This is a genomic window from Candidatus Nitrosotalea sinensis, assembly GCF_900143675.1.
In the GTDB taxonomy this organism is placed as follows: Archaea; Thermoproteota; Nitrososphaeria; order Nitrososphaerales; family Nitrosopumilaceae; genus Nitrosotalea; species Nitrosotalea sinensis.
Map to the genome: position 1 here is coordinate 176969 of NZ_FRFC01000005.1, position 14465 is coordinate 191433.

The window sequence follows — 14465 nt, forward strand, 5'->3', positions numbered from 1 at the left end:
CTAGTGTTTGGAAGATAGTAGGATATGAAGACAGTTACAGAAAGAATAGAAAAAACAGACATAGTGCAGGATTTAAACGATAATTCCAAACTATTATCACAGTTAACTGATGTATTATCAGTCTTATCAAAAGATGATGCTTTAACAATCTTCCAGATGGCAGAAGAAGGAATCAGGTCAGAAATTGACACCCCTACAAGAATAGGCCTTACAAAGAAACAGTACTATACAAGACTAAAACAACTAGTAGATCTAGGATTAATTACAAAACGCAATGAAACATACACACAGACTGCATTTGGCAGAGTTGTATATCAAAAACATATCATTGGGCTTACAAACAATATCAAAAATTCAAAATATCTCCAGATGGTGGATGTGCTAAAATCAGATCCAAAGTTCAGCGACAAGGACATCATGAATTTCATATCAAAAGTGGAACCACAAATTAGTCAGGATCTTTCAGATGGTGCAACAAAAACATCCACAGTTACAACAGAATACGAAGACATGGTAAGAAAGATTTTAGAAATTATAGAATTTGCACAAAAAGAAATACTTCTCATCACAAGATTCCAAAACGACCTAATTGTGAATGCAATATTGAAAAAAGCAAACACCGGAGTAAATGTCAAGGTACTAGCAGACATCAACCTCGTAGAAAATTATTTTGAGGCAGGGATGATAAAATCAGACAAGAATAAGAGTGAGCGAGAAAAAGTTGTTTCCAACCCATATTACCCATCAAGAATAGACAGAAGATATGTTCAAGTTCCATTCTGTGCCATTATAACAGACAGTAAACACGTGGGATTAGAAATCGCAGATTTAACCGAGTCAAAAAAATTCAAGATGGCAATCTTTGCAGATGATGCAAACCTTGCAGAGTCAATATCTACCACATTTAGTGGCTTGTGGCATAAATCAAGTAAAGAACATCCAAAAATAATTCAAAAGTCAATTAAAAATTAGGTATAAACATCTGACTTAGGATCAAGCCCACAAGAATAGAGCCTTGAATAGTAAAAATACTATTTCTTACGCTGGTTCTTGTTTTATTCATACTCTTTTTATCAGAGTAATTTCTAGTCAGTTTTCCAATTTTCATTACAAGATAACCACACACCATTAATCCCAAAATAGCACCGATCATATGCATACCTAGAAAATAATGACCTGCCAGAATTAACATAGCAATTGACAATATAGAACCTATTACAACCATAAAGCTTTTCTTAACACCAATTACAATAGGAATAGTCCTTCTGCCACCCTTTTTGTCACCTTCCAAGTCCCGAATATCATTAAGAGGTCCATTTATGAAATATATCAAGAATACAATGGTGGAGGAAGCCAATGCAAAATAAGAGATATTTTGTGTTGCAAAGGCACCCATCATAGAAGCTATAAACCCTCCAAGTGCAGTAACAATTGTTTTTATTACAAACATGTTTTTCAAATGAATTTTAGGGTGCGAGTATGCAATGGCCAATCCAAGAAATACTAGTGCTGCAATTCCAGTTTGCATGTTTATCCAAAATGCCATAGATGTAGAAAATACAAAGAAACCTGTTGTTGCATACATTATCTGATTTCGGTATGTTTTCTTTGAACTCATAGTATTACGATCATTTACTTCATCTACGTCATAGTCGGTAAGGTCATTATAGAGATAAGTGGCCAACGCAAGAAAATACACAGATAATGTAAGTTTAGACAATGTAAAGAAATCAGGAATTTGCATACCAGATGAGATGAGAAAAGTACCAAGAGATGCTAAAGCAAACCCATAGACTATAGTCCTAGATTTTATCATAGAGTACAGAATAGAGCAAGCAGAAACAATTGCCGCCAGGGGATTTTTCTTAGGGGGTAGATATTCCAGCGCCAAATTACTCACCAAATGGTTTACTAATTAAAGCAAAAGATTGAAACATATTCTCCATATATGGAGAAATACATATGTATATTATAACTTTTATGATAATTGAGTAGAAAGTATGAAAAATATATCATAAACATCATATTTTATGTAATTTTTCACAAATTCCTAATCAATGTCACAATATGCAAATTTCTCAAAGACACCAACAATACATAAAACGAACAAGAAAATAAGCAAGACAGTTGCAATCAGACATACCAAATAGAGTACTATTTGTCGCAATAGCATTAGTGTGTGTTACATTTTTTGTTTACAATACACCACAAGCAAACGGGATGGAAGGATTACTACCAAAATTAGAACCAACTCAACACGTTTCATCAAATCCTAATTTGTATGTCTCAGCAGAAAATTCACTGTTCAAGAATTATTTTGCTGGACCCCAAGTCATTGAAGTCATAGTATCTGACCCGGACATAAACAGATTAGATCAAGCATATGGAGAACCAGTGGTTACAATAAATGGAAAGAGATTGAGAATGGCACAAACTACAGATGGTAATTGGCATGCATATTTCGCAGACATGAACCAAGCAGAATATGCTGATGCGACACAGACCAACAATTCTGGAAAAGGTTTAGACTTTGGACAATTTTGTTCAAGTGAATCAGCAATAGCAACAGGGGTGGATTTTTCAGAGACAAAAGGAATTGCAGTATCTAGACATTTTAGTGGGGCTTCAAACGGAACCCAATCACTTGGGACATGTTCCCCCACTAACATTGCAGGTGTAACAAACATAGCAGGTGGGACATTACTCAATCATGTTATAAAACAAAACACAACACTAAATGGACAACCACCAGGAGGAAAATTAGGACAAATAGCTTCAAACAATGTTGCGTTTTCAAATGCGTGGCCCATAATTCAGTTATATGATTTTTCAGGATTTCCAGAAACTGTCACAATACAATATCAAAAAGCAGGAGGAGTGCAATCAGTTGATCTTGTCTTTGATAGAATTCCAGGAAGTTTGATCAAAGGATTAACTAACAGAATCTATTTGCCACAAGGTGCGGAAGTGCAGGCAGACTTGGTTGACCCGCAACTCAACATAGACCCCACAGAAGAGGATTCTTGGACATGGGGCACGTCAACTACAAATAGTACGGTATATTATGAGGCATTTTCAAGAAACGGAGTTGCAGACGCTGATGGAACCATAGGAATGCAGAATCTGAGCGGGAATTTGACATCATTGATGTTTAATCACAACGGCATACTGACAACAAATCCCCGACCACAGGGAGTCAAGGTGGTAGAGGCGCAAAACAATGGAATACAGACAGGATTTCTAGATAGCAGCGGAAGGCACAGGACTCAATCAATAAGCGGGGCATCAGGTCCCATAACACTGCTTGAGATTCAACCAAACGTAGGAATATTTTCAGATTACGATACAAAGGGTATTGCGGATTTGAAAATAATAAACAACGCGATGCGGGATACATCATTTTTAGCAAAATATAATGACATATCATACAGCATAGTTGTAAAGTATCATACAGCTACTTTGACCATGGAGATACCGCATGCAAATACGCAAACACAGAATGTACAGACAAAAGTAATCACCCACAATCCGGATACTGTTTTTATTTCATTTCTGAAATTATCCATTGTAAAGAGCCTGTTTTTGTACCAGTTTTTTACCACTTTGGGTTTTAATGTCATGATGTAATGAATTTCAGATTTTGATTCCAAATACGACAGGAGTGCCTTTTTTGTATACAGCAATTTGTATGAGTCTTGCCATCAGACCATATTTTTTCTTGCGAAGTGCAATTGCCTTTTCAGATTCTGATTTGTTTGCAAAATAAGCCGTTGCCTCAATCCAGTCACCTTTAGGATCTCCTCTGAAATTACAGGGGACAATTCTGACATGCTTGTTGACAGTCAAACGTTTTATCTTTCCAGTAGTAGCAGGCGTTGCCACGTAGATGACATCATTATCTATGACATACCATACAGGTGTTTGTACTGCCTGGCCATTTTTTCTGTATGTCTCAAGATTAATGCATTTGGCATTACGAAATTGCCCCAGTTTGTCAGATGACATATAATAAATCTAGAACAGGCCAGATTAAAAGATGACATCAAGAGGTGAACCCTAAAACACCATTGGAAGATTATGGTATATTTTATAAGATCTTCTTATCCATCACAGCACGATTGGTAAAAATTGGAAGCAAATAAAGATAATATCCTATTAGAGCATTTTCAAAAAGAGATCTGGAATAAGGTTCCACATGTGGAAAATGGCGTCATAGTCAATCCTACTCCGTTAAAAGATATCACCCTAGATCTGAAAGAGTGCGCAAAAAAAGAGTTTAACCTGAACCTTGACGATAAAGATCTTCACATTTTTGGCAAATTTGACTCGAATTTACTTGCAGGCTCCATCAAGGTAAGGCCAGCAGTAAACATAATTCATGATGCCATCACATCAGGCAGACTCAAAAGTGGTCAGACAATATTTGAGGCAACATCTGGAAATTTTGGAATAGCTCTTGGTCAGCTAACTAAGATTGGGCTTGATGTAGTTGCACTGGTGTCAAGAAAGTTACAAGAAGGCGTTTTTGAAGAATTGAGAAATGAAAAGATTCGAATTATAAATTTGGACATGGACATTTGTCCTGCCCCTGGTATGAAGGAAAGCCCGAATGTCTTGGCTGCAAGGGCAACTGCCGCAAACATCAGATCACAATTATCAGAGCTTGGATTTGATCCCACAGTATTTGACAAGGCAAGCTCAGAAGTACAAGAACTTTTAGCTAAACAGGATATCATAAACCTAGCAAAACTTTTTGCAAAAATTTACAATTGTTTTTGTCCCGAGCAATATGACAATGACATGAATACAGAGGTACACAGAGTGGTTACCGCGCCTGAAATAGACCAACAGTTACATGAAAAAGGGCAATCTCTAGAAAACTTTAGAATAGTTTGCACCTTTGGCACAGGCGGTACATCAGGAGGCCTGAGTAGATACATCACAGAAAAATATGGAAAGAAATCTCTACATGTAGTATTTCCAGTTGGAGGCCAGGATGTAGCTGGAATCAGGACAAAAGACAAGGCATCAGGGTTAAAATTTTACGAGCCTGACAGGTATGCAGGTCAACATGAGATAGACTTTGAGCAGGCTAAACGTTTGCTCAAGTTTTTTGTAGACAAGGGATACGACATGGGGGAAAGCAGTGCTCTTGCGCTGTATGCAGTAATGCAGATGGCAAACTTTGGAGGATTTGGTGGTAATTTCATAGTCATAGTTGCAGACGGCATACAAAAATACAAAAAGAATCTCGAGTCATCAAATAAGAAACAAAACAGAATCCAAGTCTCGCTGCAAGAGGCAGCCTCAAGCGTAGGAGATTATGACAAGGTGATTTGGATTCACACCCAATACACTCCAAAAGAAGAAGGAATAGAAATGATTGCTAAGACTTTGGGAGTTGACAAGAGTAAGATCTTTGTTCCAAAAGCAAGAGATGTTGAGAGGCTTCTTGCAACCCAGCAAATACCAGATGAGATCAACAAGGCATTGGAAGGAACTCACAAGTCACTTCTTGTTTGCATGGCAGGATATACATCACTAAATGCAGTCAAAGTGCTAGGAAGCAAAGGTATTACAACAGAAAGTTTGACAGGAGGAATATCCGCAATATCTCAAGGAAAGGGCAAGCAGATGGGCGAGCTCATACAAGTAGCCACAGAATAGATTTACATCTTTAGTGGTCGATAGAATCTCAATACCAGAATAGATACAAAGCCTATCACTGCCACAGAAAATACAGATGTAGAAAATTCAGGTATTACCCTAGTACCCTGGATTTGAACCTCATGTGTATTGGTATTAACAGTGAATCCCAGTATTGTTGAATGACTATAAGTTGCAATCTCATAGGAAGTGTTTTTTCCATCCACATAAAGTAGAAACTGATTGCTATCTGAAGATATGATTGACTGTGGAATGTAGACCCACATTGTATCGGTTTCTGTTACATTTTGTAGAGACATTTGAATAGAATTGGATTCAGGGACGACTGATATCTTTGATACCGTCGCACTGGTATAATGAAATCCATAGTATAGAGGATAAGTCATGTTATCCACTTGTAGATTGTATGTTTTTCCAAATACCGAGATTGGATTTGTCACTATGGCATGTACAAATGGAGGAGTAAGAACATTGTCACCATGTGCAGAAGACAATGGCAAAGATAAGCAAACAATACTGATAATTACAATGTATGTAATTTTCATCAACTTGGAATTAATTTGGCAACATAATAGGTCAATCTACAAATATCACACGTGATAACAAATCAGATACAAAGTTTGGATTTGTAATCACATTATTTGCAGACTCATGGTCACAAAAAACAATGTTTTACATTGTTTTCACATACGGTTAAAGACTCATACTTCTTCTATAGTCACTTGGGCATTTGATATGGTAGCAATCACATTGGTTGTATCAGTAACATATTGAAGATCTATCCAATATGTTGTTCCTACATTGAGTCCGGTAATAATTACTGGAATGGTGTATGTATTTGGAGAGCCATTGACTAATGCACCAGATTTGGCATCAAACTGTAAACCCACTGTGGTTCCAGTAGCTGCGGCATTGGCTGCAGGTGCAGGAGTAGTACCATAAGCAGCTTGAACTAGACAACCATCACCTTTAGTGGCAGATATACATTCAAAAGTAAAATCGATTTTTACTCTACCTGTTTGTTGCGGAGTAAAAGTGATACCAGAACCTGCCATCAATGCACTAGCTGACTTGCCAGATGCCAATGTTCCACTCACCGTATTGAACTGTGCAAGTGATTTTGTGGTCACTATTGTTTGCAATGTAGAAGATCCTTGGAACTTCAAGACTCCTGCTGTAGTATTTCTCCAGATATCTCCTGGTGACAGAGAGGAAGGATCTGAAGATGTTCCTGCTAAATTAAAACCAGCAGTAGATGAGTTTGCTTGAAATGTTTGCTTTGATCCTGCATTAAATGTATTTGCCGCATCTGTAAAAACAGTAGTAGTAGGAAGGTCAGACTCAATGAATCTAGATGCTAGAGAAATGGCTTTCTTCGGAATTCCTGCAGCATCTGCAGAATATATCGCTACTGCACCCAGTATTATGATAGCTACAATGACAAAATTTGGAGATATCTTATTTGTCATTCTTTTTCAATTGGTCTTTATTGTACTTAAAAGATTGCGAAATCACCTACAAATTCATGTTCTATTTTGGAATTTTTTTGAAAAAATTATTTCCAGAAAGGACTTTAAAAAATTTGGAAAAAATATTGATTTGAAAAATTATCTAATGTGTGATTGTACACCAGATTTGAACATATTTTTAGAAACAAACAAAGTGTTGTGATCAATGGTTTTCTAAAATTTATACACTAGTGTTTTACAAAATATGCTGCTTTCAACAAATAGAAATTCTTGTTATCAATATTTGAGAAACTAGTAAGAGACATCTTTTAATTGCAAGTTTATTTTTTTGTCTTGAAAATAAAGATTGATACAGACACGCCAAATCCTATAGGGATGCCAATTTCTGCCAAAACAATGGCATTTTGAATATCATCAGATTGACGTTTGTCAAGTGTTTTGGTTTCAGCAAGACTTTTGGCCGCATCAAGTTGTTGTTGAAGAGAAGATGTCGAGTTTTCATTGTCAGATATGACATATACAATACCAGGTGTGTCATTTGCAGTGTACGTCATGCCTGTTAACGGGTTTGTGGCTATTGCAAATGGATGTTTTCCCACAGGAATCACATCAGTTGCCATTCTAGTATTTCCGTCAATTACAGAGACTGTACCATTACCAGAATTTGCAACAAAAATTCTGTTTTTAGAATAATCAATTGATACACCGTCAGGATTAGAGCCTACTGGAATTTTTGATAATACGGTATTATTTTTTGCATCAATGAGAAAGATTTGTGAAGTAGGAGAATCTGTGACATATACAGTATTAGAGTATAGGTTTATTGCAACATCAGTAGGGCCCTTGCCTGTTGGTATAGTGTTTGAGACTGTGTTTGTGTTTGTATTAATAACAGAGACTGTTCCCGAACCAGAATTTGTGACATACAAAGTATTGGTGGACGGGTTTACAGATACAGCGGTAGGACGTAGTTGTACCTGTATCGTATCTATGACTGAATTTGTTTTGCCATCAATTACAGAGACAGTTCTGTCACCCATATTTGTCACATAGATGTAACCTGTAACAGGGTTTAATCCAAGACCATTTGGTTGTGTTCCTACTGTTATGTTAGATGTAATTGTAAATGTTCTTTCATCTATTACAGTTACAGCATGCGAGCTAAGCCTTGAAACATAGACTAGTCCAGAATCTGGATTGACCACAATTCCTGTTGGACTGTCATTCACAGTAATTTGTTTGATTACAGTATTTGTATTTCCATCAATTACAGAGACAGAATCATTTCCAAAGTTTGTTACAAAAATCCTGTTTGTGTTTGGGTCAATTGATATGGCCCACGGATTTGCTCCAACATTAATTTGTGACACATCAAATGCAAAGGCTGGCCAGGTTCCAAACATGAAAAGAGCAACTATTACTAGATGTGTGGTTTTCACTTTACCCAGTTTGAATAGATACAATATAAAAATAATGATTGTGTCCTTTAATGAATTCAATTAATCATGGAAAAGTTAGATGAATTTCATAGTTTATACCAGCAACATGGTATTATTTTCAAATACCAATTTTACAGGCCAATCCAACCAAGCCCTAGGAGTTTTAGTACAGTACATCTCATACATTGATCATAGTTAAAAACAAGTACACATACTATGACAGACATGAAGTTCACAGCATCTAGAAAAGCGATAGCAAAGATAGAAAAAAAGAAGATTCGACAAGACCTCGAACAGATGATATCTCGCATAGAAAAGACTTCAACAAACAAAGAGGGAGCTGGAAGGCATGTTTCAAACCTTATTCGTGTTGTAGCATCCCTTGAGAATACACTGACAAAAAAGAACAGAATGTCTGTGATTGAGAGCATATTTTCCGATGCTAAAAAGGCTGAATTGCCACACCAGTGGGAAAGAAAAGAAGGATACGAATGCGACAAACAAGGTAACTGCTCAATTGTAAATCCAGACAAGATATGCTACAGAGACACATGGGTTCCAGGCGTATGTATGAGCGGCTAGCACCGTCTCTTTTTTCTTTTATACCAACATTTCAAAACATATCAACAAATACAATATAACAAAAAGAGGACATTCAGAACAAGGATTTGTGAATATTGGCTTTGATTTTACCTCTTAGTTCATCTGTAATATCCTCTTGTTTCATGCCATGATCTCTTGTTGCGTGTATTGCACATTGAGACAATATTTCATCCTCTGTTTTTCCTTTTGCTACAAAATTGCATTCAAACCCAACATCTTTGCATTTGAATTTTAGCATAATTCTCCTTGGTTTTAATCATTATAAGTTTTGAGATAGTCAAATTATTATTTTATGTCAAAAGAAAAGGGTCAGATTTTATCATAGTAAAATATGATTACATGGTAAATCAGATTGTTTGACTTGGAAATTCCCAGGATTAAGGAGTTAGCCACCAATCAAAGTGGCATTAATGTTTTAAATTGAATTTGATTCAAGATCGAAAAGGAACAAAAAATGCAATACAAATGGGTTGCGCTATCCAACACTACGATTAGCATTTTGATGGCATCACTTGACACCAACATCCTGTTGATAGGACTGCCAACTGTAGTCTCTGATCTACACTCCTCGCTTATTGAGACAATGTGGATAGTGCTTTCCTATGGTCTTGTAACAACATGTGTGCTTCTAAGCTTTGGCAGGCTTGCAGACATGTTTGGCCGTGTGAAACTCTACAATATGGGACTTGTCGTGTTTACGATATCATCACTTTTTTGTAGCTTTGCCCAGTCTGGGACAGAATTGATACTCTTTCGCATCTTCCAGGCCTTTGGTGCGGCATTTTTGTTTTCAAACAGTGCGGCAATACTTACTGACGCATTTGATGCCAAGGAAAGAGGAAGAGCGCTTGGTCTAAATCAGATCTCCATAGTTATTGGATCAGTCCTAGGACTATTACTAGGAGGGATTCTGACTGAGACACTTGGATGGCGGTCCATCTTTTGGGTAAATGTTCCCATAGGTACCTTTGCTGCAATATGGTCACATAAGAAGATGAGAGAACTCGGTACAATATCAGGTGGAAGTATAGATTGGTTAGGCAATCTCGTCCTTGTTGCAGGACTTCTTTTGATAATGCTTGGCATCACTACAGGATCGCTCCAGATGATTCCTTCTTTGCTAGAAGTGGTGTTTGTAGTGACCGGGATAGGAGTGCTCGGAGTATTTGCATATGTAGAATCAAAGGTACGGCAGCCCATGTTTGACATCTCACTTTTCAAAAACAAATTCTTCTCTGCTGGAAATTTTATGATCTTTCTCAATGCCCTTGCAAGAGGTGCGCTTGTGTTGATAATGACATTCTACCTACAGGGACCTTCAATGAGGCTCGGGCCTTTTGCTGCAGGTATCTATCTCATACCAGTCTCTTTTACAATTGCAACCTTTGGGCCCATCTCAGGATGGCTCTCCGACAAGTACGGTTCAAGGATCCTTACCATTCTGGGCCTATCAATATCCACTGTTGGATTTCTTGTCATGACCCGCATTTCCCCTGTGACAGACTTTGAGGGACTGGTGCTTCCCTTGGCACTAGTTGGTGCAGGCTTTGGCATCTTTGCATCACCCAACAGGGCATCAATCATGGGTTCAGTGCCACCTCAGAGAAGAGGTGTTGCGGCAGGGATGAGTACCACTCTTGTAACACTGGGAAACGTAATGAGCCTTGGAATATCATTTGCAATACTTGCACATGCCATTCCACCGCAAGATCTCGAATCAGTTTTCCTTGGCTCTACGGTGCACAATTCTTCTGCAGTTGTAATTACGAATTTTATAAACTCAATCCATGTGATATTTTACATTTCAACATTTGCTCTTGTGGCATCAATAATTCCAGCCATAATTCTCAGGCGAGAAGAAGAGCATGTCATATACTAGAGTAGTAAGATATGTGAAAATATTCTGAAAAATAGATGATTATTATATGCAACTTTACTAGAGTTGGTAGTGCAGATACCATTTGGGCTTTTAATTCTAATAGGACTCCTCTTAATAGGAGTCTATGTGGTAGGAGATTTTCTTTTACCAGATGTAATTTGCAAGATCATTCCACGTAGCAGCATAAGGCCACAACTTGGAGAATACAACTCAAACATACTAGGCGAAGTATGTTCTGGAATAAAATAAAATACAAAGTGATTTGTTAGATTATTTTCATGTAAGGTGTATACGTACCAGCATCACAACTGTCAAGATTCTCCAAGTTTTCCATTCTGAATTATTTTCAGTTCTTTCTGTGGCTGTCGTTGCCATTTTTTCCGTTATCATCATTGCCTGTATGATGTATCTCGATGTGGCCTTTTGTTACACCTGAATTTTGGTATACGATGTTGCCTGAGCTGTCAGTTACTGTGATTGAAAATGTGTCATGCGTTCCTCTCTTGTCGGGGTCTGTGACTGAAACAAGGAAAGTATCTGCAGCGTCGTGCTTGTCATGCCTATCATATGTCCCAGTTCCGACAAATGTTGACTGGGTACCTGTTGTGTCAACTGAGAGGAAGTTTATCTTGTTGCTCTCAAGGTCCAGCCTGACATACCTGTCATGGTATTCAAACGTGCCTTGGATAGAGTGGGCGTTGCTAAGGTCTGAGTAGATCTCAAAGCCAAAGTTTGTCCCTTTTCCGATATTTCCCCCGCCTGTTATCCTTCCATCTGTCGGGGCTGCAACTGTTGCCGGATCTGATATTATCCCTGCAGACAGGTTGGAATCACATGGTCCGTTATCTGTTATAGAAAACCTCATTGTATTTCCAAGAACTGTTACAGGTATTGGAACCCAAGTATTTCCTATGAGTTTAAAGTATTGGGACTGAGGGGCAAGTGGTACAGGAGATGTCACATCAACTGTTACAGATGTAGCAGGTGCAAATCCTGTAATATCCCAAGCGAAGAATCCTAGCGGATAATTGCCTGGAGGGGGCTGAGAGGGAAGGCTTGATTGCGATACGGATGTGAGGTTTGTGAATCCGCCGCTGCCTGATCTAAATGTTAACTGTCCGCCTCCTTGTGGTACCGGAATAGTGACAGTAGGAGCAGCATATGTTATTGATATTTGAGATATTGCAACAAGACCTGCAGAGTCTGTTGCGTTAACCTGTATTGTGTGAGGGCCTGGTGCGAGGTTTGATGTTGCAAACGACCACATTATGTTAGTACCAGGAGTAATTCCTGACACTGCTGATACTGTACCCGAGTCGACCTTCCATGATACATTAGATACCGATACAATGTCTGATGCAGTTCCCGATACTACAACTGTTGCGCTGCTTACTATCGCATTTTGTGCAGGAGATGTAATTGATATTGTTGGTGGTATCTTGTTTTGCACGTTGACATCAAACTCTCCAGTTGCCGTGTTGTCGTGCGAGTCTGTTGCAGTGCATGTAACAGTGGTGTTACCATATGCAAATGTGCTGCCAGACGGTGGGTTGCATACAGGAGTTACAGGGCCGTCTACCAAGTCAGTTGCGTTTGCCTTGTATGATACTATAGCCCCTGATGACCCTGTTGCCTGCGTTGTTATCTGGTCAGGTAGTTGAAGTGAAGGAGGAGTTGTATCTGTAATTATTACATGCTGGAATGCAGATGCAGTGTTTCCTGCAAGATCTGCTGCAGAGTACTGGATTATTGTTGTACCGACAGGATACTTTGCCGTTGCATTGCTTGTCACTGTGACAGGCCCGTCAACTGCATCAATTGCAGTGGCAGTTCCAAGGAAGGCGCGCGTAAGCGGACCTTTTGCTTCCTTTGTCACGTCAGTTGGCACCGTGATGACAGGTGGAGTCGTGTCAATTGGGATGTATATCAGGTGAGGCAGTTCGGCGTTTCCTGCCTTGTCAGTAGAGTTGAATGAAAGAGTATGGTTGGTGTCTCCTGTAACAATGACTGGCGAAGTGTATGCAGTTGGAGTACTACCGTCAAGGGAGTAGCTTGTTGACTTTACTCCAGAGCCGCCCGGGTTGTCTGATGCTGCAATCGTAGCAGTTACTTGCGACGTGTACCATCCGTTAGTTCCTGCAGTACCTGCAAGTGTTGCAGTTGTGGTTGGTGCGACGGTATCTGGTGCAATTACTGTGAGATGAGATGTTGCAGAGCTTGGCGAGTGCGCCGAGTCTCCTGCATATTGCGCTGTAATGACAACCGATTTTGCAGACAAGGGCGCGGTGTAGGATATGGTACAGCTGCTTGTAGTGCCAGAGCCTGAAAGTATGCATGTTGTAGAGTTGGCAAACTTGCCTCCTGCAGAGCCGTCGTTCCATGATATGGTTCCTTGTGGAGTTGTTGGAGTAGAAGATGTATCGGTAATTGTTGCGTTAAAGACAAGGATAGAGCCTGTAGAAGTGGATGAGGTGTTGGGAATTATCGCAGCTGTTGTTGCAAAGCATGACGCAAATGTGACAGGGTTTGAATATATCGAGCCGGTGTTGGTAAAGACTGCGCCACAGGAGTTGTTGATGGTACCATAATTGAACAGATTTCCAAGGCTGTTGATAAAGGTACCATGAAGATTATTGTTTATCACTCCGCCTTGGTTGTTTTGAAAGGTGGCAAAGATGTTGTCAACGGTGCCGTTGTTGTTAAGAAGACCTCCGTTGATGACGCCGCTGTAGCTGTTTGTGATGGTCCCGCCGTAGTTTGACACTGTCCCGTAATTGACAAGCTGGGCGTAGTTGGATATTATGATATTGTTATAGTTCGTAAGGGTCGAATACACATAGAAGTTGCGCGAGGCCTGGAAGTTGATTGTCCCATGGTTGACTATATTCCCATAGGCAGTAATGTCATTGTAGCTTGTAATGGTGACACCAGGATTTATTGTGAGTGTGACACCTTGATTTATCGTGATGCCTGAATAATGCGAGTCTACCACGCAGGAATAGGTAAGCACCGTGTCTGTGCTGATGTTGGGGCAGGGAGTTGGCACCTGTGCACTTGCATTTGGAAATCCTGTAAGTTCTTGTCCCTGTAGATGTGCAGATGTAAGATAGAATATTGACGGAATTGCCAAGATTACAAATAGAACTTCAAGTAATTTTGAGCGAGCATGACCTTTCATATCAGACCTGTGGTTTTTTCGAGAAGAATCTTCTATAAAAGCCTGATCTAGATCACGAGAAAAATAATTCAGACCCTGTCACATGCGTGATATTAGTCTGAGTCCATTAGGACCCTGTGAGACACATCTGATTTGAATTTGTGGATGCGAGTACCTAATGTCTTGAGTTAAAATTGAAACGGGCCCGGGGGGATCTCAAACAATAATGTCCTGTATTAAGATTCCTAGAT

The 14465-nt window shown here is 39.1% G+C and carries 13 protein-coding genes; 6 read left to right on the top strand and 7 right to left on the bottom strand.

The features are described from left to right. Nucleotides 1-24: 24 nt before the first annotated feature. Complete coding sequence (locus tag NSIN_RS08525; protein WP_101010790.1) at nucleotides 25-972, top strand: phosphatidylserine/phosphatidylglycerophosphate/cardiolipin synthase family protein; 948 nt, start codon at nucleotides 25-27, stop codon at nucleotides 970-972. Here the strand turns inward: NSIN_RS08525 and NSIN_RS08530 are convergent. Continuing rightward, on the bottom strand, nucleotides 962-1816 hold the full coding sequence (locus NSIN_RS08530; RefSeq protein WP_101010791.1) for a UbiA family prenyltransferase: 855 nt from the start codon (nucleotides 1814-1816) through the stop codon (nucleotides 962-964). The two genes, NSIN_RS08525 and NSIN_RS08530, sit on opposite strands and share 11 nt — an antisense overlap. 311 nt (nucleotides 1817-2127) lie before the next feature. Here NSIN_RS08530 and NSIN_RS08535 point away from each other — a divergent pair, with 311 nt between their 5' ends. After that, the gene (locus NSIN_RS08535; RefSeq protein ID WP_101010792.1) at nucleotides 2128-3627 is read left to right on the top strand and encodes a hypothetical protein; all 1500 of its coding nucleotides are present in this window, start codon (nucleotides 2128-2130) and stop codon (nucleotides 3625-3627) included. A gap of 6 nt (nucleotides 3628-3633) precedes the next feature. Here NSIN_RS08535 and NSIN_RS08540 read toward each other — a convergent pair whose 3' ends face one another. After that, nucleotides 3634-4005 carry a PPOX class F420-dependent oxidoreductase gene (locus tag NSIN_RS08540; RefSeq protein ID WP_101010793.1) on the bottom strand — a complete coding sequence of 124 codons (372 nt, stop codon included), beginning with the start codon at nucleotides 4003-4005 and terminating at the stop codon, nucleotides 3634-3636. A 123-nt stretch (nucleotides 4006-4128) separates the two neighbouring features. On the opposite strand from NSIN_RS08540, the gene NSIN_RS08545 reads away from it, so the two are divergent. After that, nucleotides 4129-5667: a pyridoxal-phosphate dependent enzyme gene (locus tag NSIN_RS08545; RefSeq protein ID WP_101010794.1), complete on the top strand. Its 1539-nt coding sequence runs from the start codon at nucleotides 4129-4131 to the stop codon at nucleotides 5665-5667. Between the two features lie 2 nt (nucleotides 5668-5669). Here NSIN_RS08545 and NSIN_RS08550 read toward each other — a convergent pair whose 3' ends face one another. The 3 genes from NSIN_RS08550 to NSIN_RS08560 all read right to left on the bottom strand — a co-directional run bounded on the left by NSIN_RS08550 (nucleotide 5670) and on the right by NSIN_RS08560 (nucleotide 8575). Continuing rightward, nucleotides 5670-6167: a hypothetical protein gene (locus tag NSIN_RS08550; protein ID WP_133124131.1), complete on the bottom strand. Its 498-nt coding sequence runs from the start codon at nucleotides 6165-6167 to the stop codon at nucleotides 5670-5672. A 201-nt stretch (nucleotides 6168-6368) separates the two neighbouring features. Then, nucleotides 6369-7136, bottom strand: coding sequence for a hypothetical protein (locus NSIN_RS08555; RefSeq protein WP_101010796.1), 768 nt, complete (start codon nucleotides 7134-7136; stop codon nucleotides 6369-6371). A gap of 320 nt (nucleotides 7137-7456) precedes the next feature. Next, nucleotides 7457-8575: a YncE family protein gene (locus NSIN_RS08560; protein ID WP_133124132.1), complete on the bottom strand. Its 1119-nt coding sequence runs from the start codon at nucleotides 8573-8575 to the stop codon at nucleotides 7457-7459. Between the two features lie 225 nt (nucleotides 8576-8800). Here NSIN_RS08560 and NSIN_RS08565 point away from each other — a divergent pair, with 225 nt between their 5' ends. Then, complete coding sequence (locus NSIN_RS08565; protein ID WP_133124133.1) at nucleotides 8801-9157, top strand: hypothetical protein; 357 nt, start codon at nucleotides 8801-8803, stop codon at nucleotides 9155-9157. 73 nt (nucleotides 9158-9230) lie between these two features. On the opposite strand, the gene NSIN_RS08570 is transcribed toward NSIN_RS08565, so the two are convergent. After that, on the bottom strand, nucleotides 9231-9416 hold the full coding sequence (locus NSIN_RS08570) for a DUF1059 domain-containing protein (protein ID WP_101010800.1): 186 nt from the start codon (nucleotides 9414-9416) through the stop codon (nucleotides 9231-9233). Between the two features lie 216 nt (nucleotides 9417-9632). Here NSIN_RS08570 and NSIN_RS08575 point away from each other — a divergent pair, with 216 nt between their 5' ends. Both NSIN_RS08575 and NSIN_RS08580 read left to right on the top strand, forming a co-directional pair. Beyond that, complete coding sequence (locus tag NSIN_RS08575; RefSeq protein ID WP_101010801.1) at nucleotides 9633-11057, top strand: MFS transporter; 1425 nt, start codon at nucleotides 9633-9635, stop codon at nucleotides 11055-11057. A 69-nt stretch (nucleotides 11058-11126) separates the two neighbouring features. Then, on the top strand, nucleotides 11127-11306 hold the full coding sequence (locus tag NSIN_RS08580; RefSeq protein WP_133124134.1) for a hypothetical protein: 180 nt from the start codon (nucleotides 11127-11129) through the stop codon (nucleotides 11304-11306). A gap of 97 nt (nucleotides 11307-11403) precedes the next feature. Here the strand turns inward: NSIN_RS08580 and NSIN_RS08585 are convergent, their stop codons facing one another. Beyond that, entirely contained in the window at nucleotides 11404-14235 is a 2832-nt protein-coding gene (locus NSIN_RS08585) for an OmpL47-type beta-barrel domain-containing protein (protein WP_101010803.1), read from the bottom strand. Nucleotides 14236-14465 lie beyond the last annotated feature (230 nt).